This is a genomic window from Streptomyces ardesiacus (genome assembly GCF_003112575.1).
Classification (GTDB): Bacteria; Actinomycetota; Actinomycetes; order Streptomycetales; family Streptomycetaceae; genus Streptomyces; species Streptomyces ardesiacus.
Genome location: NZ_BEWC01000005.1, coordinates 483,925 through 507,234, shown reverse-complemented (window position 1 = coordinate 507,234; position 23,310 = coordinate 483,925). Strand labels below are relative to the sequence as shown.

The window sequence follows — 23,310 nt, the reverse complement described above, 5'->3', positions numbered from 1 at the left end:
CCTGGCGCCGTCCCCGGCGGGAAAGCGAGACCTGACGTGGTCGCCCGTCAGGTCTGTGCCATGTCCACGAAGCGCGAGTAGTGGCCCTGGAAGGCGACCGTGATCGTCGCCGTGGGGCCGTTGCGGTGCTTGGCCACGATCAGGTCAGCCTCGCCCGCGCGGGGCGACTCCTTCTCGTAGGCGTCCTCACGGTGCAGCAGGATGACCATGTCGGCGTCCTGCTCGATCGAACCGGACTCACGCAGGTCGGAGACCATGGGCTTCTTGTCCGTGCGCTGCTCGGGACCACGGTTCAGCTGGGAGAGCGCGATGACCGGGATCTCCAGTTCCTTCGCCAGGAGCTTGAGGTTGCGGGACATGTCCGAGACCTCCTGCTGCCGGCTCTCGGCGCGCTTCGAACCGCCGGACTGCATCAGCTGGAGGTAGTCGATGACGACCAGCTTGAGGTCGTTGCGCTGTTTGAGGCGACGGCACTTGGCGCGGATCTCCATCATCGACAGGTTCGGGGAGTCGTCGATGTAGAGCGGGGCGGCCGACACGTCGGGCATCCGGCGCGCCAGTCGTGTCCAGTCGTCGTCCGTCATCGTGCCCGACCGCATGTGGTGCAGCGCGACTCGTGCCTCGGCGGACAGCAGACGCATCGCGATCTCGTTGCGCCCCATTTCGAGCGAGAAGATGACGCTCGGCAGGTTGTTCTTGATCGATGCGGCGCGCGCGAAGTCCAGCGCGAGGGTCGACTTGCCCATCGCGGGGCGTGCGGCGATGACGATCATCTGGCCCGGATGCAGGCCGTTGGTCAGCGAGTCGAAGTCGGTGAACCCGGTGGGCACCCCGGTCATCTCGCCGCTGCGCGACCCGATCGCCTCGATCTCGTCGAGCGCGCCTTCCATGATGTCGCCGAGCGGCAGGTAGTCCTCGCTCGTGCGCTGCTCGGTGACGGCGTAGATCTCGGCCTGGGCGCGGTTGACGATCTCGTCGACGTCGTCGTCGGCCGCATACCCCATCTGCGTGATCCGGGTTCCGGCCTCCACCAGGCGGCGCAGGACCGCCCGCTCGTGCACGATCTCCGCATAGTACGCGGCGTTCGCGGCCGTCGGTACGGTCTGGACGAGGGTGTGCAGATACGAGGCGCCGCCGACCTTGTTGATCTCACCGCGCTTGGTGAGCTCGGCGGCGATCGTGATCGGGTCGGCCGGCTCGCCCTTGGCATACACGTCGAGGATGGCCTGGTAGACCGTCTCGTGGGCCGGCTTGTAGAAGTCGTGGCCCTTGAGGATCTCGACGACGTCGGCGATGGCGTCCTTGGACAGCAGCATCCCGCCGAGAACGGACTGCTCGGCATCCAGGTCCTGCGGCGGCACCCGCTCGAACGACGGGGCGCCGCCGTCCCACGCGCCGTTGTCCGCACCGCGCTGGTGCTGCTCGTCGCGGCTGCGGCCCCCCTCGCCGCGGCGGCGGGAAGCAGGCAGACGATCACTGGGGCCGCTGTCGGCCCACGGGTCGTCCAAGGGCTCGGAAATGCTCACCGAGCCACCTCCTCCCGTCCGCCGAGCGGACCTCGCCGTGCCCCTCATTTCTACGGCACGGCACTGACAAATAAGACGCCCAACTCCGGTTCTGGCGCGTCGGTTTTGTGATGATTCACCGGCCGACGGACGGAGCGGGCGCCGGATAACCGTAGGCCCGCGGGCACCGTCAGCCAATCTGGTTATCCACAGGCCATGTGGACGACGGGCCAGATGCTGTGGAGAACCCCGCAAAACCTGTGCACGACCCGGTGGACAGCCCTGTGAACAAGCCCCCACCCCGCCCCGGGAAGGGGGCTTGACCTGCACTGTTACCGTCCACCGCCTGTGCAGAAGAAAAACTTGCCCAGTCGGATCAAGATCACTTCGACCCGTACCCAGAAGCACACGCGGTGAGAGCAGCCGTAAGGGTCGCCATTGCTTTGCATCTCTTACCTGTGGACGATTAGATTGGTGCTCATGACACAGGCCCCCGCGCGTACCCGGACTGCCCGGCGCCGGCACGACCGAGAGATCGTCGCGCTGGCCGTCCCGGCCTTCGGCGCGCTCGTCGCCGAGCCCCTTTTCGTCATGGCCGACAGTGCCATCGTCGGTCATCTGGGAACGGCCCAGCTGGCCGGACTCGGCATCGCCTCGGCCTTGCTCACCACAGCCGTCAGCGTCTTCGTCTTCCTCGCCTACGCCACGACGGCAGCCGTTTCCCGCCGCGTCGGCGCGGGCGACCCGCAAGCCGCGATCCGCCAGGGCATGGACGGCATCTGGCTGGCGCTGCTGCTCGGCGCCGCCGTCATAGCGGTCGTCCTGCCCACGGCCCCCTCCCTCGTGGCACTTTTCGGCGCCTCGGAGACCGCGGGCCCCTATGCCACCACCTATCTGCGAATCTCCGCGCTGGGCATCCCCGCGATGCTCGTCGTCCTGGCCTCGACCGGTGTCCTCAGGGGACTGCAGAACACCCGCACCCCGCTGTACGTGGCGGTGGCCGGCTTCGTCGCCAACGCCGTCCTCAACGTCGTGCTCGTCTACGGCGCCGGGCTCGGCATCGCCGGTTCCGCCTGGGGCACCGTCATCGCCCAGTTCGGCATGGCCGCGGTCTATCTGTGGGTGGTCGTGCGCGGGGCCCGACGACACGGCGCCTCGCTGCGGCCCGACCTGGCCGGCATCAGGGCCTCCGCCCAGGCCGGGGTGCCCCTGCTCGTGCGCACGCTCTCCCTGCGGGCGATCCTCATGATCGCGACGGCCGTGGCGGCCCGTCTTGGTGACGCCGACATCGCCGCGCATCAGATCATCCTGTCCCTGTGGAGCCTGCTCGCCTTCGCTCTCGACGCCATCGCCATCGCCGGGCAAGCCATCATCGGGAGGTATCTGGGTGCGGGTGACGCCCAGGGCGCGCGCGACGCCTGTCGCAGGATGGTGGAGTGGGGCATCGCGGTCGGAGCCCTGCTGGGCCTGCTCGTGGTGCTGTCCCGCCCTGCGTTCCTGCCGCTGTTCACCGGCGACCCGGTGGTCAAGGACGCCGCACTACCCGCACTGGTGATCGTGGCCGTCGCGCAGCCGGTCTGCGGGGTGGTCTACGTCCTGGACGGTGTGCTCATGGGCGCGGGCGACGGTCCCTACCTTGCCTGGGCCATGCTGCTGACCCTGGCGGTCTTCACCCCGGCGGCACTGCTCGTCCCCACACTCGGCGGTGGGCTCACCGCCCTGTGGGCGGCCATGACGCTGATGATGGCGATGCGCCTGGTCACACTGTGGCTGCGTACCCGATCGGGTCGCTGGATCGTCACCGGGGCGACGCGCTGACCGTTTCACGTGAAACCGTGAAACGCGACGTTCGCCGTACAGCGCAGCTAGCGACACCACGGAGAAGGGGCCGCATCTCCTGGCGGGAGACGCGGCCCCTTCTCATCGCTTCAGCGAGAGCGGTGCTCAGGCAGCGACGACCTCGATGCTGACCTTGGCGTCAACCTCGGGGTGCAGACGCACGGACGTCTCGTGGGCGCCCAGGGTCTTGATCGGCGTGCCCAGCTCGATGCGGCGCTTGTCGACCTCGGGGCCACCGGCGGCCTTGATCGCCGAAGCGACATCGGCCGGGGTGACGGAGCCGAAGAGACGACCGGCGTCGCCGGAGCGGACGGCCAGACGGACCTTCACACCCTCGAGCTGGGCCTTCACCTGGTTGGCCTGCTCGATGGTCTGGATCTCGTGGATCTTGCGAGCACGACGGATCTGCTCGACGTCCTTCTCGCCACCCTTGGTCCAGCGGATCGCGAACTTCCGCGGGATCAGGTAGTTGCGAGCGTAACCGTCCTTGACGTCGACGACGTCGCCCGCGGCACCGAGGCCGGAAACCTCGTGGGTGAGGATGATCTTCATGTTTCGGTCACCCTTCCCTTATCGCGCGGTGGAGGTGTAGGGCAGCAGCGCCATCTCACGGCTGTTCTTCACGGCCGTGGCGACGTCACGCTGGTGCTGGGTGCAGTTGCCGGTCACGCGGCGGGCACGGATCTTGCCGCGGTCGGAAATGAACTTCCGCAGCATGTTCGTGTCCTTGTAGTCCACGTACGTGACCTTGTCCTTGCAGAACGCGCAGACCTTCTTCTTCGGCTTGCGCACAGGCGGCTTCGCCATGGTGATTCTCCTGTGTGATCAAGAAGTGTGGGGTACGGGCCCGCCTAGAAGGGGGGCTCGTCCGAGTAGCCGCCGCCACCGCCGCCGCCGCCGGAGTTTCCACCCCAGCCGCCGCCACCGCCCTGGTTGCCACCGGCGGAACCGCCGGTCGCCCAGGGGTCGTCGGCGGGAGCGCCGCCGCCCTGCTGGCCGCCGCCGGGGCCGCCGCCCCAGCCGCCGCCACCCTGGCCGCCGCCGCCACCGCCGCCGTAGCCGCCCTGGCCACCGCGGCCCGAGGTCTTGGTGACCTTGGCCGTGGCGTTGCGCAGGCTGGCGCCGACCTCGTCGACGTCCAGTTCGTAGACCGTGCGCTTGACGCCCTCACGGTCCTCGTAGGACCGCTGCTTCAGCCGGCCCTGCACGATGACGCGCATGCCTCGCTGGAGCGACTCGGCGACGTTCTCCGCCGCCTGGCGCCAGACCGAGCAGGTGAGGAAGAGGCTCTCGCCGTCCTTCCACTCGTTCGTCTGGCGGTCGAAGGTGCGGGGAGTCGACGCGACGCGGAACTTCGCGACGGCCGCACCGGACGGGGTGAAGCGCAGCTCGGGGTCGTCGACAAGATTGCCGACGACCGTGATGACGGTCTCGCCTGCCATGGGGAACCTCTCGGCGGGTTTGCTGCTCTGGCTGCTTGGTTGCTGCTACTCGGATCCCGGGATCAAGCTGAGCGGGAGGCTCAGTGGGTCTCGGGACGGAGGACCTTGGTCCGGAGGACCGACTCGTTCAGGTTCATCTGGCGGTCGAGCTCCTTGACGACCGCAGGCTCGGCCTGCAGGTCGATGACCGAGTAGATGCCCTCGGGCTTCTTCTTGATCTCGTACGAGAGACGACGACGGCCCCAGGTGTCGACCTTCTCGACCTTTCCGCCGCCGTCACGGACGACAGAGAGGAAGTTCTCGATCAGCGGGGAGACAGAGCGCTCCTCGAGATCGGGGTCGAGGATGACCATCACCTCGTAGTGACGCATGTGGAACCCACCTCCTTTGGACTCAGCGGCCACGGTCGTTCCGTGGCAGGAGGGTTGCGATGCGTTCGCACCGGCATCAACGAGTAAACCAGGACCCACTGACAACCAGGTCTCCTCCGAGGAGGCGGCCCGGCTCGTGGCCGGCAACAGACACCGGTGCGGAAGGTACAGCGTACCCGGCCATCGCCTTGCGGTTGAAATCAGGCTCCGAGGGGACACAATCGGTAGTCAGGGATGTGAGGGCGAAAACACACTGCCTTCGGCAGGAGGTTCTCCATGGCACACATCATGCGACCCGCCAAGCCCCGGACCGGCTTGCTGGCCACGGACGGCAGACGACACCCCCTCCAGGACACGCTGCTGGCCGTGACCGTGGTCCTCGGCGTCCTCGCCCTCGCCACCGCGAGCTTCCGGGGGCTGCACATCCTGACCTCCTGGGCAGGGCTGCTGGGCGTCGTGAGCGGCGGGTACGGCCAGTACGTCTCCGAGACGACACGGGAGCGCTTCGGGCTGGTGCTGGGTCTCGGCGCCTCCGCGCTCGGTCTGTTCTTCGGCATCTACCACGGCGGCTTCGTCGGCTGATCCACGCCCCCGGCCGCCCGGCCGGGGCCGTCCCTTCCAGCCGTACGCCGAACGGGGCGCTCACAGGGCGCAGTAGGCTTCGCGCGAGAGCCGGAGCCCCTGAACCCATGGGGACACACCAGCCCGAGGAGCGCCCCGAATGAGCCTGACCCTGAGGACCATCAGTCGCGAGCAGCATCTGGCGTACATCCAGAGCCTGCCGTCGGCGAGTCACATGCAGGTCCCGGCATGGGCGGACGTCAAGGCGGAATGGCGCTCGGAGAACCTCGGCTGGTTCGACGACCGGACCGGCCAACTGGTCGGCGTGGGTCTCGTCCTCTACCGGCAGCTTCCCAAGATCAAGCGTTACCTCGCCTACCTCCCCGAGGGTCCGGTCATCAACTGGTTCGCGCCGAACCTCCAGGAGTGGATGGAGCCGATGCTGGCGCACCTCAAGCAGCAGGGCGCCTTCTCGGTCAAGATGGGTCCGCCGGTGATCATCCGGCGCTGGGACGCGGCTTCCATCAAGAAGGGCATCCAGGACCCCGACGTCAAGCGTCTGCGGGACATAGAGGCGGACCACATCGAGCCCCGCGCCTTCGAGGTGGCCGACAAGCTGCGCCGCATGGGCTGGCAGCAGGGCGAGGACGGCGGCGCCGGCTTCGGTGACGTGCAGCCCCGCTACGTCTTCCAGGTGCCGCTGGCCAACCGCTCCCTGGAAGAGGTCCACAAGAACTTCAACCAGTTGTGGCGCCGCAACATCAAGAAGGCGGAGAAGGCCGGTGTCGAGGTGGTCCAGGGCGGCTACCACGACCTCGAGGAGTGGCAGCGGCTGTACGAGATCACGGCCGTGCGCGACCACTTCCGGCCGCGTCCGCTGTCGTACTTCCAGCGCATGTGGGCGGCCCTCAACAACGAGGACCCGAACCGCATGCGGCTGTACTTCGCCCGGCACAACGGGGTGAACCTGTCGGCGGCGACCATGCTGGTCGTCGGCGGGCACGTCTGGTACTCCTACGGCGCCTCGGACAACATCGGCCGCGAGGTCCGGCCGTCCAACGCCATGCAGTGGGCGATGCTGCGCGACGCCTACGCGCTGGGTGCCACCGTCTACGACCTGCGCGGCATCTCCGACTCCCTGGACGAGAGCGACCACCTCTTCGGCCTGATCCAGTTCAAGGTGGGTACGGGCGGTCAGGCGGCCGAGTACCTCGGCGAGTGGGACTTCCCGCTGAACAAGCTGCTCCACAAGGCGCTCGACATCTACATGTCGCGCCGCTGACCGCACAGCCCATCCCCGATCCGCACCTCTGACAGCCACGAGAAAGGTTCCAGGTCCGGCCATGGCGCTCACGCTCTACGTCGACACCGCGCGCTGGCGGGCGCACCACAAGCACGTGCAGGAGCAGTTCCCCGGGCTCGTCCCGGTCTGCAAGGGCAACGGCTACGGATTCGGTCACGAGCGGCTGGCGGAGGAGGCCACGCGGCTGGGCTCGGACGTACTGGCCGTCGGCACCACCTACGAGGCCGCCCGCATCAAGGACTTCTTCGGCGGTGACCTGCTGGTCCTCACCCCGTACCGGCGTGGTGAGGAGCCCGTTCCGCTGCCCGACCGGGTCGTGCGCTCGGTGTCGTCCATCGACGGCGTGTACGGCCTCGTGGGCGCGCGGGTGGTCATCGAGGTGATGTCCTCGATGAAGCGGCACGGCATCAGCGAGCAGGACCTGCCGCAGCTGCACGCCGCCATAGAGAACGTCCGGCTCGAGGGCTTCGCCATCCACCTGCCGCTGGACCGTACCGACGGCTCGGACGCCGTCGAGGAGGTCATCGGCTGGATGGACCGGCTGCGCGCGGCCCGGCTGCCGCTGCACACCATGTTCGTCAGCCACCTCAAGGCCGACGAGCTGGCCCGGCTCCAGCAGCAGTTCCCGCAGACCCGCTTCCGCGCCCGGATCGGGACCCGGCTGTGGCTGGGCGACCACGAGGCCACCGAGTACCGCGGCGCGGTCCTGGACGTCACCCGCGTCGCCAAGGGCGAGCGTTTCGGCTATCGGCAGCAGAAGGCCGCCTCGGACGGCTTCCTGGTGGTCGTGGCGGGCGGTACGTCGCACGGGGTGGGCCTGGAGGCGCCGAAGGCACTGCACGGCGTCATGCCGCGTGCCAAGGGCGTCGCCCGGGCCGGCCTCGCCACGGTCAACCGGAACCTCTCGCCGTTCGTGTGGAGCGGCAAGCAGCGCTGGTTCGCGGAGCCGCCGCACATGCAGGTGTCGATCCTCTTCGTTCCCTCGGACGCGGCGGAGCCCAAGGTGGGCGACGAGCTGGTGGCCCATCTGCGGCACACCACCACGCAGTTCGACCGCATCCTCGACCGCTAGCGAGCAGGCAGTACCAGCACGCAGGCCGTACACGACGTCCTGACGATCCTCGTGACCGTCGTGTACGGCCTTTCGTGCGTTCGCTCAGAGCGAACCGTCGGGTTTGCGGCTCTTGCCCCAGTGCACCTGTGGTCCCTCGACGTGGGTCGCGGGCGGCTCGGTACGTGCCGCGGGGCCCAGGACGAAGACATCCTCCGCGCCGTCCAGCACACCGCCCGACGGGTCGTCCTCGCCCGTCCGCCGGACCGGGTCCCGGTCGGGCATCAGGATGTCGCGCACGATCATGACGCAGAGGAACAGGGTCCCGAGCAGGTGCAGGCCGATGGCCCAGTGGTAGCCGTCCGTCGGCAGTCCCTTGTGGGCGTCCCCGCTGGTCGTGTACGCGAGGTACATCCAGATGCCGAGGAAGTACGCCACCTCGCACGCCTGCCAGATCAAGAAGTCCCGCCACTTCGGCCGGGCCAGCACGGCCAGCGGCACCAGCCAGAGCACGTACTGCGGTGAGTAGACCTTGTTGGTGAGGATGAACGCCGCGACGATCAGAAAGGCGAGCTGGGCGAACCGCGGGCGCCGGGGGGCGGTCAGCGTGAGCGCCGCGACGGCGCCGCAGCAGAGCAGCATCAGGAGCGTGGCGAGGGTGTTGACGGTCTCGGTGCTGAGCGGGTCGTCGGAGTTCTGGGCCAGGATCAGCCAGAGGGACCCGAAGTCCACTCCCCGTTCCTGACTGAACGTGTAGAACTTCGACCAGCCGTCGAAGGCGTAGAGCATCACCGGCAGGTTCACGACGAGCCAGGCGAGGGCCGCGCCTCCCAAGGCTGTTCCGAACGGCCGCCACTTGCCCGCCCGCCAGCACAGGACGAGCAGGGGCCCGAGGATCAGGAACGGGTAGAGCTTGGCGGCCGTGGCCAGGCCCAACAGCACACCGAAGGCCAGCGGGCGCTGCCGGGACCACATGAGGAGGGCCGCGGCCGTCAGGGCGACTGCCAGCAGGTCCCAGTTGATGGTGGCGGTCAGCGCGAAGGCCGGGGCCAGGGCGACCAGCAGGCCGTCCCAGGGGCGCCGGGCGTGGGTGCGGGTCACGCAGACGGCGATGACGGCCGCACAGACCATGAGCATCCCGGCGTTGACCATCCAGTACCACTGTTCCTGGTCCTGGATGGTGCCGCTGCCCGGCGTCAGCCAGGACGCGGCCTCCATGAACAGGCCGGTCAGCACGGGGTACTCCAGGTACTCCATGTCGCCGGGGAGCTTCTCGAAGTACGGCACGAGCCCGTCGGCGAACCCGCGGCCCTGGTAGAGGTGCGGGATGTCCGAGTAGCAGGCGTGGGTGTACTGGGAGCTCGCCCCGAAGAACCAGGCGCCGTTGTAGCACGGGGCTTTCTGGACGAGCCCGAGGACGAACATGCCGATCGCCACGAGGGCGATCACCCGCACAGGGGTCCACCAGGAGGCGCCGAGCAGGGCACGTCGGCCCATCGGGCCGCCGATCAGCTCGCTGCCGGCCGCGGCAACCGGGTCCTGATGCGTCGGCCGTACCGGGTCCGGCTCGTGCACGCTCGCTGGCGTCGATTCTGCACTGGGCATGGGGGCCATCCTGCCGTACGCACCCGGGAACACGCCGGGGCCGCCGCACCCTCGGGGGTGCGGCGGCCCTGTTTCACGTGAAACTCATGGGTGTTTCACGTGAAACACCCGGCTTGCGGCTCAGCGGCTAGCCATTCGTACCCCAAATGGTGTTTCCGCGGCTGTTTCCGTTGTTGTCGCCCTCTTCGCCCGTCTCGCTGGATGTGGGCGACGGTGATTCGCTGCCCTCGGAGCCTCCCGGGCCACTGCCCCCGTTGCCGTTGCCGGAGTTGCTCCCGTCGTCACAGTTCCAGTCGAAGACGCGGCACGTGTCGCTCGGCGCCGGAGGTGAGGGGGCGGTCTCGGTGTCGCTGGGCGACGGAGTCGGCGACGGAGAGGTCTTCTCGGTCTCGGAGGCGGAGGGAGAGGGGGAGGGCGTCGGGGACGGCGACGGGGCTGCGTTGACGACCTCGCCGATGGGCTGCGGCTCCGGGAACTTCTCCGCCTTCAAGTCCTTCACGGCGTCCGACATGTAGTCCTTCCAGATCGTGGACGGGAAGGAGGCACCGTGGATCTTCTTCTCGCCACCCGTCCCGTACATCTCCAGGAACGTGCGGTCCTTCATCGTCTCGTCGTCCGGGTAGCGGTACATGCTGATCGCGGTCGACAGCTGCGGGGTGTAGCCCACGAACCAGGCGGACCGGTTGCCGTCCGTCGTACCGGTCTTGCCCGCCACCTCGCGGCCGGGAAGCCGGGCGTTCTTACCCGTTCCCTCTTCGACGACCGTCTTCAGGATGTCCGTGACGTTGTCCGCGACCTGGGCCGTGAAGGCCTGCTTCTCCTCGACCTTGTGCGTGTAGATCGTGCCGTCCTTGCTCGTCACCTTGGTGACGGAGTACGGCTCGCGCTGCTTGCCGCTGTCCGCGAAGGTGGCGTACGCGCCCGCCATGCGGATGGCACTGGGGTCCGAGATACCGAGGGAGAAGGACGGGAAGTCGGCACCGGTCAGACTGTCCTTCAGAAGCCCCGAGTCGACGGCGGCCTCCTTCACCTTGTCCAGGCCGACATCCATGCCGAGCTGCACGTACGCGGAGTTCACCGACTCCCGCATCGCCTCACGGAGGTCGATCTTGTAGTCCGGCGGGTCACCGACGCTGTCCTGACCGTCGTTCTCCTGCCGCCACTGCTCGCCTTCCTCGTTCTCCCAGATCGACCCGTCGTAATTGTTGATCTTGAGCTTGTTCTTGCCGCTGTAGAGGCTCTTCGGAGAGACGATGGTGCGCTCGTCCTGGGCCTGGACCGGGCCGAGGTCCGGGTCGCGCACACCCCACTTCATCGCCGCCGCGAGCACGAACGGCTTGAACGTCGAACCGACCTGCGCACCGGTCACGTCGGCGTTGTTGGTGAAGTGCTTGGTGGCATCCTCGCCGCCGTAGATGGCCTTGATGGCCCCGGTCTGCGTGTCGATGGAGGCCCCGCCGAACTGCACGTGGGTGTCCGTCTCGGGGCGCTTCTTGGGGTCGATCTTCTCCTTGTAGACCTTCTGAACGGCCTTCTCCATCTCGTCGACCTTCTTCTTCTCGAAGGTCGTGTAGATCGAGTAGCCGCCCTTCTCCAACTGCTGCTCCGTCACCTTGCCGCTCTTGAGGACGGAGGACTTGGCCAGCCGGACGAGGTAGCCGATCTGGCCACCCAGCTTCGCGTTCGACTGCGGGTTCTTCGTAGTGGGCAGCTCGGTGTACTTGGCCCGTTCCGCCTGGCTCAGGTGCCCGTACTCCACCATCTTGTCGAGGGTGTCCTGCATCTGGGAGTGGGCGCGCTTCTTGTTGGCCTCCGGAGTGGCCGCCGGGTCGATGGAGACCGACCCCGCCGGGTCGTAGTAGGTCGCGCCCTTGAGCATCGCCGACAGGAAGGCGCACTGCCCGGGGTTGAGGTCGACGGCGTCGACGTTGAAGTACGCCCGCGAAGCCGCCTGGATGCCGTAGGCACCGCGGCCGTAGTAGGCGGAGTTCAGGTAGCCCTCAAGGATGTCGTCCTTGGAGACGTCGGCACCGACCTTGATCGAGACGAAGATCTCCTTGACCTTGCGGGAGACCGTCTGCGACTGGTCGTTCAGCATGGCGTTCTTCACGTACTGCTGGGTGATGGTGGAACCACCCTGCGTGTCGCCGCCCTTGGCCATGTTGAACACGGCGCGGGCGATGCCCTTGGGGTCGATGCCGCTGTCGGAGTAGAACGTCTTGTTCTCCTGCGAGATGACGGCGTTGCGCATCTCCTTCGGGATCTGCGAGAGATCGACGCTCTGGCGGTTGCGGTCACCGCCCGTGGCCACCATCCGGGTGTTGTCGGCCCAGTAGTAGACGTTGTTCTGCGCCGTGGCACTCTCGTCGATGACGGGAATGGTCACCATGGCGTACGCGAGACCGGCGGCACCGACCAGACAGCCGAAGAACGCGATGCAGAGCCCGGAGACCAGCCTCCAGGAAGGCACCCAGCGGTGCCACCCGTCCTTGTCGTGGCGCGGGTAGTCGATCAACCGCTTCTTGCCGGGTGCGGCGGCACGCCCGCGCCCGGCCGCAGCCGAGCCGCCGGATACCCCTCGCCGGCCGCCGCGGCCCGGTTCGGCCGCTCTGCGACGGCCGCCCCCGTTCCGCTGTGCGGCGCGCCGGGCCTCGGCGCGGCTGCCGTACGCACGCTCCTCGTTCTCCGGACCGTACGAGCCGGACGGAGACCCTGTGGCGCCTCGCGGTGCCGCACGGCGGCCGGAGGACGAGCCGGACTGGCCGCGTCGGGCCGCGGCACGTCCGCCTCCCTGCGGCTGCGGCGGTTTGCGACGGTGCTCGCTCATCGAACGACTACTCCTCGGGCAGGCGCACCCTTGCGCGCCTGGTAAAGGCGGCTGGTTTCCGGTCCCCCCGAAGTACGGATGCGGCCCCTTCCGCATTCACCCGTACTGCACCGGGGACAGGGACGCCCCCACGCGTCGCTCGGTTCCCGGTGGTTCGCATGGCGCACACACTACGCACCGTCAAAACCTCCGAGGTCCGAAGTTCACCTCAAATCAGGCAACTTGCTCGCGATGAAACCCTGATGTGATCCCGTTCACCAGTTCCCCCCTTGTCGCACGCGGAGGGGCGTTCTATCGTGCTGATGTATCGAGTCGATACATCAGCGCGGCATAAGGGCGAGAGGAGGCGACGATGAGCCGGAGATCCGGCATCCTCGAGTTCGCCGTACTCGGCCTGCTCCGCGAGTCCCCGATGCACGGCTATGAGCTGCGTAAACGGCTCAACACTTCGCTGGGTGTGTTCCGGGCGTTCAGCTACGGGACGCTCTATCCCTGCCTCAAGACGCTGGTCGCCAACGGCTGGTTGATCGAGGAACCGGGGAACGTCGGCGAGGCCGCCGCTTCCCTCACGGGACGCCGCGCCAAGATCGTCTACCGGTTGACGGCCGACGGCAAGGAACACTTCGAGCAGCTCCTGTCCCAGACGGGCCCGGACGCGTACGAGGACGAGACCTTCGCCGCTCGCTTCGCGTTCTTCGGCCAGACGTCGCGGGACGTACGCATGCGCGTACTCGAGGGCCGGCGCAGCCGGCTGGAGGAGCGCCTGGAGAAGATGCGGGCCTCCCTGGCCCGCACCCGGGAGCGACTCGACGACTACACGCTTGAGCTCCAGCGCCACGGAATGGAGTCCGTGGAGCGCGAAGTGCGCTGGCTGAACGAGCTCATCGAGAGCGAGCGGGCGGGGCGGGACCTCAGGGGTTCCGCCGCCGAGGGGACCGCTCAACAGGACACGACATCTGGAGCGACGGGCGGCCTGCCCCGGCCGGGGGACGACCCCCGGCCGGATACGCCCGGCGACACCGCCACGTGAGCGCCCAGTCAGGGCCTCACTCGTACACACAGGGAGCAACCGGAATGGGTTCGGTTCGCGTAGCCATCGTCGGCGTGGGCAACTGCGCCGCATCGCTGGTGCAGGGCGTCGAGTACTACAAGGACGCCGACCCGGCGTCCAAGGTCCCCGGTCTGATGCACGTCCAGTTCGGCGACTACCACGTCCGTGACATCGAGTTCGTCGCCGCCTTCGACGTGGACGCCAAGAAGGTCGGCCTGGACCTCGCGGACGCCATCGGCGCCTCCGAGAACAACACCATCAAGATCTGCGACGTGCCGAACACCGGCGTCCAGGTCCAGCGCGGCCACACCCACGACGGTCTCGGCAAGTACTACCGCCAGACCATCGAGGAGTCCGCCGAGGAGCCGGTCGACGTCGTCCAGATCCTCAAGGACAAGCAGGTCGACGTTCTCGTCTGCTACCTGCCCGTCGGCTCCGAGGACGCGGCGAAGTACTACGCCCAGTGCGCCATCGACGCCAAGGTCGCCTTCGTCAACGCCCTCCCGGTCTTCATCGCCGGCACCAAGGAGTGGGCGGACAAGTTCACCGAGGCCGGCGTCCCGATCGTCGGCGACGACATCAAGTCGCAGGTCGGCGCCACCATCACGCACCGCGTCATGGCGAAGCTGTTCGAGGACCGGGGCGTCGTCCTGGACCGCACGATGCAGCTGAACGTCGGCGGCAACATGGACTTCAAGAACATGCTCGAGCGCGAGCGCCTGGAGTCCAAGAAGATCTCCAAGACGCAGGCCGTCACCTCCCAGATCCCCGACCGCGACCTGGGTGCCGACAACGTCCACATCGGCCCGTCCGACTACGTCGCCTGGCTGGACGACCGCAAGTGGGCCTATGTCCGCCTCGAGGGCCGTGCCTTCGGCGACGTCCCGCTGAACCTGGAGTACAAGCTCGAGGTCTGGGACTCCCCGAACTCCGCCGGTGTCATCATCGACGCCCTGCGCGCCGCGAAGATCGCCAAGGACCGCGGCATCGGCGGCCCGATCCTGTCGGCGTCGAGCTACTTCATGAAGTCCCCGCCGGTCCAGTACTTCGACGACGAGGCCCGCGCCAACGTCGAGAAGTTCATCGCGGGCGAGGTCGAGCGCTGACAAGCCGCTGACCCCGGTCTGCCGAGGGTCCCCGGGTCGCATGACCCGGGGACCCTTCCCGTATGTGAGGCTGTGCCCCATGGCCGTCGTCCGTGACCTGCGCGTCCTGCTGCGCCTGAAGGGGTTTCGGCACCTGCTCGCCGTCCGCCTGCTGTCCCAGGGCGCCGACGGCGTCTACCAGGTCGCGCTCGCCACCTACGTAGTCTTCGCCCCGGAGAAACAGACCTCCGCCGCCGCGATCGCCTCCGCGATGGCGGTGCTCCTCCTCCCGTACTCCCTGGTCGGCCCCTTCGCCGGGGTCCTGCTGGACCGCTGGCGCCGCCGCCAGGTCTTCCTGTACGGCAATCTGCTGCGCGCCGTGCTGGCCTCGGTGACGGCGGTGCTGATGATCGCCTCCGTCCCCGACTGGCTCTTCTACGTCTCCGCTCTCTGCGTCACCGCCGTCAACCGTTTCGTGCTTGCGGGCCTGTCCGCCGCGCTGCCCCGGGTGGTCGACGCCGAGCGACTGGTGATCGCCAACTCGCTCTCCCCGACGGCCGGCACCCTGGCCGCGACGGCCGGCGGCGGCCTCGCGTTCGTCGTGCGTCTCGTGGTCTCGGACTCCGACGCCGCCGTGGTGCTGCTGGGCGCGGCCCTCTACCTGTGCGGCGCGCTGGCGTCGCTGCGGATCGCCGTGGAACTGCTGGGCCCCGACCCGGAGCTCGTGCCGCCGAGGCTGACCTCGGCGCTCACCGCCACCGTCCGCGACCTCGCGGCAGGCGTACGGCATCTCGCCGCACCCGCCCGCCGGGAAGCGGCCTGGGCGCTCGCCGGCATGACGCTGATGCGGTTCTGCTACGGCGCCCTGCTGGTCATGCTGCTGATGCTGTGCCGGTACGCCCTGACCTCCGGCACCGACGAAGGGCTCGCCCTGCTGGGGCTGGCACTCGGGGTGTCCGGAGCGGGCTTCTTCGCGGCCGCGGTGGTCACCCCCTGGGCGGCGGGGCGACTGGGCCCGGGACGCTGGATGGCCGTCTGTGCGGCGGTCGCCACCGTGCTGGTGCCGGCGCTGGGCCTCCCGTTCGCCACGGCCCCGCTGCTCGCCGCCGCGTTCGTGCTGGGCCTGACGACCCAGGGGGCGAAGATCGCGACCGACACGGTCGTGCAGTTCTCGGTCGACGACACCTTCCGCGGCCGGATCTTCTCCGTATACGACGTGCTGTTCAACGTGGCCTTCGTCGGCGCGGCGGGGGTGGCCGCGCTCATGCTGCCGCCGGACGGTCGGTCGGTTCCGCTGGTCGTGACGGTCTCCGTGATCTACGGAGTGGTTGCAGCAGCTATGGGCCGGTTTGAGAGCCGGTAAGTGTCACATCAGTGACACAGAGCACCACCGGGCTACAGAGTTGTCAGTGGGACCCGGTAGCTTACGTGCGTCTTATCTCGCGCCATGTTCGCGACACGCACCTATGTTCAGGGGGACCCCCAGTGACCACCCAGCCGCCGCCTCAGGGCAACCCGTTCGCGCAGAACCAGCCGCAGGCTCCGCAGCAGCCCCAGGGGCAGAACCCCTACGCCCAGGGGCAGCAGGGCTTCCCGCAGCAGGCCGGTCAGCCCGGGCAGCCCGGTTTCCCGCCGCAGGGTGCGCCGTACGCCCCGGTCCCGCCGCAGCCGGCCCGCCGTAAGCTGAGCTTCAAGACGATCAAGAACATCGTCATCGCGGTGGTCGTCGTGGGTGTCGCGGTCGGCGGCTACATCGCGAGCCGGGACGACGCCGACACGGCTGCGGTCGGCGACTGCATGCACAGGGGCAGCAGCAGCGACACCAACCCGGACCTCGAGGTCGTGGACTGCGGTGACGCCAAGGCCCAGTACGTGGTGCTGGCCAAGATCAAGGGCTCCTTCTCCGCCCTCACCGCTGAGAGCAAGTGCTCGGAGGAGGCCAAGGACTTCCAGTACTCCTACACCGAGAGCGGCAGCGGCAGCGACTTCCTGCTCTGCCTGAAGGACAAGTAGGGCGCAGCAGCTCAGGCGGAGGGATGTTTCACGTGAAACATCCCTCCGCCTCGTCATGACTGCTGTGCGGACCACCAGTCCTTGAGTGCCGCCACCGCAGCGTCGTGGCCCATCGGCCCGTTCTCCAGGCGCAGCTCCAGCAGGTGCTTGTAGGCCTGGCCGACGGCCGGGCCGGGCCGGACACCGAGGATTTCCATGATCTGGTTGCCGTCCAGGTCCGGGCGGATCGCGTCCAGCTCCTCCTGCTCCTGAAGCTGTGCGATGCGCTCCTCCAGACCGTCGTACGCGCGGGAGAGAGCCGCGGCCTTGCGCTTGTTGCGCGTCGTGCAGTCCGACCGCGTCAGCTTGTGCAGACGGTCGAGCAGCGGCCCGGCGTCCCGTACGTAGCGGCGGACCGCGGAGTCCGTCCACTCGCCCGTGCCGTATCCGTGGAAGCGCAGATGCAGCTCGACCAGGCGCGAGACGTCCTTCACCAGGTCGTTGGAGTACTTGAGCGCGACCATGCGCTTCTTCGTCATCTTGGCGCCGACCACCTCGTGGTGGTGGAACGAGACCCGGCCGTCCTTCTCGAAGCGACGGGTGCGCGGCTTGCCGATGTCGTGCAGCAGGGCGGCCAGGCGCAGGGTCAGGTCGGGGCCCTCGCTCTCCAATGCCATCGCCTGCTCCAGGACGATGAGCGTGTGGTCGTAGACGTCCTTGTGCCGGTGGTGCTCGTCACGCTCCAGCCGCAGGGCCGGCAGCTCGGGCAGGACCCGCTCGGCGAGGCCCGTCTCCACCAGCAGGGTCAGTCCCTTGCGGGGGTGCGCGGAGAGGATGAGCTTGTTCAGCTCGTCCCTGACCCGCTCGGCCGAGACGATGTCGATACGCCCAGCCATGTCCTGCATCGCCCTGACGACCTCCGGAGCCACCTCGAAGTCGAGCTGTGCGGCGAATCGCGCGGCCCGCATCATGCGGAGCGGGTCGTCCGAGAAGGAGTCCTCGGGCGTCCCCGGAGTACGCAGCACGCCGGCCGCGAGGTCGTCGAGTCCCCCGTGCGGGTCGATGAACTCCTTCTCCGGAAGCGCGACGGCCATCGCGTTCACCGTGAAGTCGCGCCGGACGAGGTCCTCCTCGATGGAGTCGCCGTAGGACACCTCGGGCTTGCGCGAGGTGCGGTCGTACGCCTCCGAGCGGTAGGTGGTCACCTCGATCTGCCAGCCGTCCTTCTGCCCGCCGACCGTGCCGAAGGCGATACCGACCTCCCAGAGCGCGTCGGCCCACGGACGCATGATCTTCAGTACGTCCTGAGGACGGGCGTCGGTGGTGAAGTCCAGGTCGTTGCCGAGCCGCCCGAGCAAGGCGTCCCGGACCGAGCCGCCGACCAGGGCGAGCGAGAACCCCGCCTCCTGGAAACGGCGGGCTAGATCGTCGGCGACAGGGGCGATCCGCAGCGGCTCGTTCACCGCTCGGTGCTGCTCCTGGCTCAGGACACTGGGGCTGGCTTCGTTGGCGTTCGGCACAACAGGACAGGGTACGTGGCCCGGGCGGGAGACAGCCGCCTCCATCAGGCGCGCACCGAATCCCCCACTTCGGCACCGCTCCCTTTATAGGGGCACATACAGGGAACCCCGTTCCCGCAGCGGATCTTGTGGCGTACTCCGCGGCACTTCCCTTCGGCGCACATCGTTACCATGCGTGGACGCACATTCCGACGACCACTGATCACGACGAGGGACGGGCGAGCGCGTGGCCGAGGCGGCAGACTTCCAGGGCACCAGTGCCTCACCTGCCCGCCGGTGGCTCCGGCGCACCACGGCACTGCTCGCCGGGGCGCCGTTGCTGACCGGCCTGGTCCAGATGTCCGCCGCCTCCCCGGCGCACGCCCGGGAGGCGACCGCCGCCCTCGCCGACTCCGGCTCAAGCTCGGTCGCGGTGGCCGTCGATTCGCTCACCCCCTCCGCGCCCACGGACGGGGACACGGTGACCGTGTCGGGCACCGTGACCAACCGGGGCAAGCGAGCCGTCACCGACGCCCACGTGGGCCTGCGTGTGGGGCCGCAGATCGACACCCGCTCTTCCGTCGACGCGATCGCCAAGGACAGCGACGACCTCCGGGGCTCCATCCCTCCGGAGATCGACAACAAGTACACCGAGAAGTTCTCCAAGCTCGCCCCCGGCGTCGCCGAGCACTTCAACATCTCCGTCCCGGTGGTTGATCTCAACCTCGGTTCCGACGGGGTCTATGAGTTCGCGGTCTCCCTCTCCGGTGAGACCTCCGCACAGCCCTGGCAGCAGGTCCTCGGGATCCAGCGGACCTTCTTGCCGTGGCAGCCCGACGGCGCCGACACCAGAACCAAGACCACGGCGCTGTGGCCGCTCGTCTCGACGACGCACATGGCCGCCGAAACGGGGCCGAACGAGGAGCAGACACCGGTCTTCCTCAACGACGACCTGGCGAAGGAGATCTCTCCCGGCGGCCGCCTCAACCAGATGGTGGCCCTGGGCAAGGATCTCGATGTCACCTGGGTGGTCGACCCGGACCTGCTCGCGTCCGTCGACGCGATGACCGGCAGCTACAGCGTCCGGGACGGGGACAAGACCACCGCCGGCACCCACCAGGCGGTCGCCAAGCAGTGGCTCGCCGACCTGCAGGACGCGGTGGCCGACCAGGAGGTCGTCGCCCTCCCCTTCGCCGACCCCGACCTGGCGTCCCTGGCCCACAACGGCACGGACGTCACCGGCTCCCTGAGCCAGCTCAAGGACGCGACGGACGTCGTCGCCAACACCGTCGAGCCGATCCTCCACGTGAAACCGAGCACCGACTTCGCCTGGCCCGTGGACGGCGCCGTCGACCGGTCGATCATCAAGGTCGCCACCTCCGCGGGCGCCGACAAGGTGATCGCCCGCAGCGACAGCCTCCAGGAGAGCAACGGACTGCCCTACACGCCGTCCGCCGCCCGCCCCATCGGCGGCGGCACCACCGCCGTCGTGGCGGACGCCCGGCTGTCGACGGCGTTCGAGGGCGACCTGACGACGGCGTCCGCCTCCACGCTCGCCGTGCAGCACTTCCTCGCCCAGAGCCTCGGTTTGGGCCGGCAGACCGACAAGCAGCGCAGCGTCGTCATCGCCCCGCAGCGCATGCCCTCCGGCAGCCAGGCCCGCGCGATGGCCGAAGCGCTGCGGACCCTCCAGAGCGGCACCTGGTCCCAGTCCCAGAAGCTGGCCGCCGCCTCCGCGGCCAAGCCGGACGCGGACGCCACCACCAAGGTCCCGGGCACCTCCTCCTACCCCTCGGCGCTGCGCAAGAAGGAGCTGCCCAAGTCGGCCTTCGTGGAGACCGCGCGGACCCAGGACGCGCTCGACAGCTTCAAGGTCGTGCTCTCGGACCCGTCCCGGGTCGTGACCCCCTTCGGCCGCGCCCTGAACCGTGAGACCTCCGTGTCCTGGCGCGGCCGGGCCTCCGACGCGGCGTCGTTCCGCGCCGGAGTGAAGTCGTACCTCGACGGGCTGACCAGCCGGGTCAGACTGATCGACAAGTCGGAGACGAAGCTCTCCGGCCGCAGCGCCACGATCCCGGTGACGGTGCAGAACAACCTGGTGCAGGACGTCGGCCCCCTGGTCCTGCGGCTCACCTCGACGAACCCCACACGTCTGGAGATCGGCGGCGCCCGCTACCAGGAGCAGCCGATCTCGGTCTCCGGCGGCCACAGCCAGTCGGTGAAGTTCACCACGTCGGCCAACGCCAACGGCCGGGCGACGGTGATCGCCCAGCTCTACACGACGGACGGACGGCCGTACGGCGAGCCCGTCACCTTCGACGTGAAGGTCACCGAGATCACGGCCACCGTGATGCTCGTCATCGGCGGCGGCGTCCTGCTGCTCGTCCTCGCGGGCTTCCGGATGTACACGCAGCGCAAGCGCGCCGCGGCCCGGGCCGCCGAGAAGGCCGGCGACGAGGCCGGGTCGGGGGCGCCGCAGGAGTCGGAGAGCTCCGAGGACGCCCCGGCGAACCCGGACGACCCCGAAGCGCGTCTCACACAGGACTCGGGGGCACCGGCCCGGGCCGGCGACCCGGAGCAGCCGAGTGACCCGACACCGGACACCGCAGCGGAAAGCGCCGACCCGTCCGGCACGGGTGAGAGAGTGGACCGTTGAGGATGTCGTGGCCGGTCGGCCCGGGACGATGAGGTGGGGTAACCATGAACGCGCCGTACGACGGTGACCGCGGTCGTGCCGCGGACGGCTCGGGACACCCCCAGGGTCCGCCCCCGGACCCCGGCCGGACGCCGCCGCAGCAGCCCGCGGACATGTACCTCCAGGACGCCTACGACCAGGACCCCTACCGGGCGCAGGACCTGTCCGCCCAGGACCCGGTCTCCGAGGCGCTCTACGACCGCGCCGCGCACCCCCCTCCGCCCCCGGGCACGTACCCGCAGCAGCCCCTGTACTCCCAGCCCTCCCAGCCGCCCCACGCCCCCGACCCCCGCCTCTGGGCCCAGACCCCGGCTCCCGAACCGGAGGGCCCGACGCAGTACCTGCCGTACGGCGACGACCCCCGGACGACCCAGTTCGTCGGCGTGGACGACCTGGTCGGCCAGGCCGGTGACCAGCGTCACGAGCCGGACGCCTTCGCGCACCTGTTCCGCGATCAGCAGCAGGGCGGCGGCCACCCGGCGTACGACGACCAGGCGGCCGTATCCGCCCCGGCCCCGGCACCGCACGCCGGGACGGCGGGCCCGGAGCAGTACGGCACCCCACCGGCTCCTGGACAGTACGGCGGTTACCAGGGCCCCGGCCCGTACGGGAGTCCTCCGGCGCACACCCAGTACGGCGGTGCCGCTCCCGCGCCCGGCCAGCACGCGGCGCCCGCGCCCGGCCAGTACGCGGTGGCGCCCACCCCGGAGGCTGCCGAGGCTCCCCTCCAGGAGCCCGAGCCCGCCGCCGCGCCTCCGCCGGCCGCCGCGCCCAAGAAGGGCGGGCGTGCGGGCGGGCTGCTGAAGTCGAGCGCCGTGATGGCGGCGGGCACGATGGTGTCGCGACTGACCGGATTCGTCAGGTCGGCGCTGATCGTCTCGGCACTGGGCGTCGGCCTGCTCGGCGACACCTTCCAGGTCGCCTACCAGCTCCCCACGATGATCTACATCCTCACCGTGGGTGGCGGGCTCAACTCGGTCTTCGTACCGCAGCTCGTGCGCGCGATGAAGGACGACGAGGACGGTGGCGAGGCCTACGCCAACCGCCTGCTCACCCTTGTCATGGTGGCACTGGGCGCCCTGACCCTGATCACGGTGCTGGCCGCTCCCTTGCTCATCCGGCTCCTGTCCAATCCCGTGGCGAGCGATCCGGCCGCGAACGAGGTCGGCATCACCTTCGTCCGTTACTTCCTGCCGTCCATCTTCTTCATGGGTCTGCACGTGGTGATGGGCCAGGTCCTCAACGCCCGTGGCAGGTTCGGCGCGATGATGTGGACCCCGGTCCTGAACAACATCGTCATCATCGTGACCCTGGGAATGTTCATCTGGGTCTACGGCACCGCCGAGAGTTCGGGGATGAAGGTCACGAGCATCCCGCCGGAAGGCGAGCGCCTGCTCGGCATCGGTGTCCTGCTGGGCCTCATCGTGCAGTCCCTGGCCATGATCCCGTACCTGCGGGAGACGGGCTTCCGGCTCCGCCTCCGCTTCGACTGGCGGGGGCACGGGCTCGGCAAGGCCATCACCCTCGCCAAGTGGACGGTTCTCTTCGTGCTCGCCAACCAGGCGGGTGCCATGATCGTCATCCAGCTCTCCACCGCGGCGGGCAAGGCATCGCCCGTCGACGGCACAGGCTTCGCCGCCTACGCCAACGCGCAGCTCATCTGGGGACTCCCGCAGGCCATCATCACCGTCTCCCTCATGGCCGCGCTCCTGCCCCGCATCTCCCGTTCCGCCTCCGAGGAGGACGGGGGAGCGGTCCGGGACGACATCTCCCAGGGACTGCGCACCACCGCCGTGGCCATCGTTCCCGTGTCCTTCGGTTTCCTGGCGCTCGGCATCCCGATGTGCACGCTCATGTTCGGCTCGTCGGGCACCGGCGAAGCGACCAACATGGGCTACATGCTGATGGCCTTCGGCCTCGGTCTCATCCCGTACTCCGTGCAGTACGTCGTCCTGCGTGCCTTCTACGCCTACGAGGACACCCGGACGCCCTTCTACAACACCGTCATCGTGGCCGTGGTCAACGCCGCCGCTTCGGGTCTGTGCTACCTGCTGCTGCCCTCCCGCTGGGCCGTCGTCGGCATGGCCGCCTCCTACGGCCTGGCCTACGTGATCGGCGTGGGTGTCGCCTGGAGCAGGCTGCGCAAGCGGCTCGGCGGTGACCTGGACGGCGCCCGGGTGCTGCGCACCTACGCCCGCCTGTGCATCGCGTCCGTGCCGGCCGCCCTGATCGGTGGCGCCGCCTGCTACGGGATCAGCCAGACGCTCGGCCAGGGCGCCGTGGGTTCGCTCGCCGCACTGGTGGCCGGCGGAGTGCTCCTCTTCGGTGTCTTCTTCGTCGCCGCCCGCCGTATGCGCATCGAGGAAGTCAACTCTCTGGTCGGCATGGTGCGCGGACGCCTGGGACGCTGAGACCCGGGGTAGGCGCACAACCATCGTCCGCTGCCGTGTGTCGTGCATAGCGGCGGACTGTGGGCACAATTGG

18 protein-coding genes are annotated in these 23,310 nt (G+C 68.9%); 10 read left to right on the top strand and 8 right to left on the bottom strand.

The window, feature by feature from the left end:
• Positions 1-47: 47 nt before the first annotated feature.
• Positions 48-1,526, bottom strand: coding sequence for a replicative DNA helicase (gene dnaB, locus Sdi02f_RS18880; RefSeq protein WP_030403089.1), 1,479 nt, complete (start codon positions 1,524-1,526; stop codon positions 48-50).
• A gap of 459 nt (positions 1,527-1,985) precedes the next feature.
• On the opposite strand from dnaB, the gene Sdi02f_RS18875 reads away from it, so the two are divergent.
• Entirely contained in the window at positions 1,986-3,323 is a 1,338-nt protein-coding gene (locus Sdi02f_RS18875; protein WP_031084678.1) for an MATE family efflux transporter, read from the top strand.
• Positions 3,324-3,449: 126 nt separating this feature from the next.
• Here Sdi02f_RS18875 and rplI read toward each other — a convergent pair whose 3' ends face one another.
• The 4 genes from rplI to rpsF form a co-directional block, all read right to left on the bottom strand.
• Positions 3,450-3,896: a 50S ribosomal protein L9 gene (gene rplI, locus Sdi02f_RS18870; protein ID WP_030403087.1), complete on the bottom strand. Its 447-nt coding sequence runs from the start codon at positions 3,894-3,896 to the stop codon at positions 3,450-3,452.
• Positions 3,897-3,914: 18 nt separating this feature from the next.
• Positions 3,915-4,151: a 30S ribosomal protein S18 gene (gene rpsR / locus Sdi02f_RS18865; RefSeq protein ID WP_003949403.1), complete on the bottom strand. Its 237-nt coding sequence runs from the start codon at positions 4,149-4,151 to the stop codon at positions 3,915-3,917.
• Positions 4,152-4,195: 44 nt separating this feature from the next.
• The gene (locus Sdi02f_RS18860) at positions 4,196-4,786 is read right to left on the bottom strand and encodes a single-stranded DNA-binding protein (RefSeq protein ID WP_031040043.1); all 591 of its coding nucleotides are present in this window, start codon (positions 4,784-4,786) and stop codon (positions 4,196-4,198) included.
• An 80-nt stretch (positions 4,787-4,866) separates the two neighbouring features.
• Positions 4,867-5,157, bottom strand: coding sequence for a 30S ribosomal protein S6 (gene rpsF / locus Sdi02f_RS18855; RefSeq protein ID WP_019324683.1), 291 nt, complete (start codon positions 5,155-5,157; stop codon positions 4,867-4,869).
• A gap of 276 nt (positions 5,158-5,433) precedes the next feature.
• Between rpsF and Sdi02f_RS18850 the strand changes: the two genes are divergently transcribed.
• From Sdi02f_RS18850 to Sdi02f_RS18840, 3 genes are all read left to right on the top strand, one after another.
• Positions 5,434-5,739: a hypothetical protein gene (locus Sdi02f_RS18850; protein WP_030403085.1), complete on the top strand. Its 306-nt coding sequence runs from the start codon at positions 5,434-5,436 to the stop codon at positions 5,737-5,739.
• 139 nt (positions 5,740-5,878) lie between these two features.
• Positions 5,879-7,000 (top strand): peptidoglycan bridge formation glycyltransferase FemX, encoded by a 1,122-nt coding sequence (gene femX, locus Sdi02f_RS18845; RefSeq protein WP_030403084.1) that lies wholly within the window; start codon positions 5,879-5,881, stop codon positions 6,998-7,000.
• A 61-nt stretch (positions 7,001-7,061) separates the two neighbouring features.
• Positions 7,062-8,093, top strand: coding sequence for an alanine racemase (locus Sdi02f_RS18840; protein ID WP_030180845.1), 1,032 nt, complete (start codon positions 7,062-7,064; stop codon positions 8,091-8,093).
• 84 nt (positions 8,094-8,177) lie between these two features.
• On the opposite strand, the gene Sdi02f_RS18835 is transcribed toward Sdi02f_RS18840, so the two are convergent.
• Both Sdi02f_RS18835 and Sdi02f_RS18830 read right to left on the bottom strand, forming a co-directional pair.
• The gene (locus tag Sdi02f_RS18835; protein ID WP_108933777.1) at positions 8,178-9,686 is read right to left on the bottom strand and encodes a glycosyltransferase family 87 protein; all 1,509 of its coding nucleotides are present in this window, start codon (positions 9,684-9,686) and stop codon (positions 8,178-8,180) included.
• Between the two features lie 118 nt (positions 9,687-9,804).
• Positions 9,805-12,192, bottom strand: a complete 2,388-nt coding sequence (locus Sdi02f_RS18830; RefSeq protein WP_108933698.1) for a transglycosylase domain-containing protein — start codon at positions 12,190-12,192, stop codon at positions 9,805-9,807.
• 664 nt (positions 12,193-12,856) lie between these two features.
• Between Sdi02f_RS18830 and Sdi02f_RS18825 the strand changes: the two genes are divergently transcribed.
• The 4 genes from Sdi02f_RS18825 to Sdi02f_RS18810 all read left to right on the top strand — a co-directional run bounded on the left by Sdi02f_RS18825 (position 12,857) and on the right by Sdi02f_RS18810 (position 16,653).
• Positions 12,857-13,534 carry a PadR family transcriptional regulator gene (locus tag Sdi02f_RS18825; RefSeq protein ID WP_019324689.1) on the top strand — a complete coding sequence of 226 codons (678 nt, stop codon included), beginning with the start codon at positions 12,857-12,859 and terminating at the stop codon, positions 13,532-13,534.
• 44 nt (positions 13,535-13,578) lie between these two features.
• On the top strand, positions 13,579-14,661 hold the full coding sequence (locus Sdi02f_RS18820) for an inositol-3-phosphate synthase (RefSeq protein ID WP_030403081.1): 1,083 nt from the start codon (positions 13,579-13,581) through the stop codon (positions 14,659-14,661).
• 79 nt (positions 14,662-14,740) lie between these two features.
• On the top strand, positions 14,741-16,003 hold the full coding sequence (locus Sdi02f_RS18815; protein ID WP_031084672.1) for an MFS transporter: 1,263 nt from the start codon (positions 14,741-14,743) through the stop codon (positions 16,001-16,003).
• 122 nt (positions 16,004-16,125) lie between these two features.
• Positions 16,126-16,653, top strand: a complete 528-nt coding sequence (locus tag Sdi02f_RS18810; protein WP_030403079.1) for an LppU/SCO3897 family protein — start codon at positions 16,126-16,128, stop codon at positions 16,651-16,653.
• 53 nt (positions 16,654-16,706) lie between these two features.
• Here the strand turns inward: Sdi02f_RS18810 and Sdi02f_RS18805 are convergent, their stop codons facing one another.
• Complete coding sequence (locus Sdi02f_RS18805; protein WP_031185111.1) at positions 16,707-18,152, bottom strand: CCA tRNA nucleotidyltransferase; 1,446 nt, start codon at positions 18,150-18,152, stop codon at positions 16,707-16,709.
• 226 nt (positions 18,153-18,378) lie between these two features.
• Between Sdi02f_RS18805 and Sdi02f_RS18800 the strand changes: the two genes are divergently transcribed.
• The gene (locus tag Sdi02f_RS18800; protein ID WP_108933697.1) at positions 18,379-20,787 is read left to right on the top strand and encodes a DUF6049 family protein; all 2,409 of its coding nucleotides are present in this window, start codon (positions 18,379-18,381) and stop codon (positions 20,785-20,787) included.
• Between the two features lie 44 nt (positions 20,788-20,831).
• On the top strand, positions 20,832-23,237 hold the full coding sequence (gene murJ / locus Sdi02f_RS18795; RefSeq protein ID WP_030403076.1) for a murein biosynthesis integral membrane protein MurJ: 2,406 nt from the start codon (positions 20,832-20,834) through the stop codon (positions 23,235-23,237).
• Positions 23,238-23,310 lie beyond the last annotated feature (73 nt).

What these genes read in the sequence shown, in the direction of transcription:
- Sdi02f_RS18875 (WP_031084678.1), top strand. Translation starts at nt 1,986, where the DNA reads ATGACACAGGCCCCCGCGCGTACCCGGACTGCCCGGCGCCGGCACGAC.
- rplI (WP_030403087.1), bottom strand. Translation starts at nt 3,896, where the DNA reads ATGAAGATCATCCTCACCCACGAGGTTTCCGGCCTCGGTGCCGCGGGC.
- rpsR (WP_003949403.1), bottom strand. Translation starts at nt 4,151, where the DNA reads ATGGCGAAGCCGCCTGTGCGCAAGCCGAAGAAGAAGGTCTGCGCGTTC.
- Sdi02f_RS18860 (WP_031040043.1), bottom strand. Translation starts at nt 4,786, where the DNA reads ATGGCAGGCGAGACCGTCATCACGGTCGTCGGCAATCTTGTCGACGAC.
- rpsF (WP_019324683.1), bottom strand. Translation starts at nt 5,157, where the DNA reads ATGCGTCACTACGAGGTGATGGTCATCCTCGACCCCGATCTCGAGGAG.
- Sdi02f_RS18850 (WP_030403085.1), top strand. Translation starts at nt 5,434, where the DNA reads ATGGCACACATCATGCGACCCGCCAAGCCCCGGACCGGCTTGCTGGCC.
- femX (WP_030403084.1), top strand. Translation starts at nt 5,879, where the DNA reads ATGAGCCTGACCCTGAGGACCATCAGTCGCGAGCAGCATCTGGCGTAC.
- Sdi02f_RS18840 (WP_030180845.1), top strand. Translation starts at nt 7,062, where the DNA reads ATGGCGCTCACGCTCTACGTCGACACCGCGCGCTGGCGGGCGCACCAC.
- Sdi02f_RS18835 (WP_108933777.1), bottom strand. Translation starts at nt 9,686, where the DNA reads ATGGCCCCCATGCCCAGTGCAGAATCGACGCCAGCGAGCGTGCACGAG.
- Sdi02f_RS18825 (WP_019324689.1), top strand. Translation starts at nt 12,857, where the DNA reads ATGAGCCGGAGATCCGGCATCCTCGAGTTCGCCGTACTCGGCCTGCTC.
- Sdi02f_RS18820 (WP_030403081.1), top strand. Translation starts at nt 13,579, where the DNA reads ATGGGTTCGGTTCGCGTAGCCATCGTCGGCGTGGGCAACTGCGCCGCA.
- Sdi02f_RS18815 (WP_031084672.1), top strand. Translation starts at nt 14,741, where the DNA reads ATGGCCGTCGTCCGTGACCTGCGCGTCCTGCTGCGCCTGAAGGGGTTT.
- murJ (WP_030403076.1), top strand. Translation starts at nt 20,832, where the DNA reads ATGAACGCGCCGTACGACGGTGACCGCGGTCGTGCCGCGGACGGCTCG.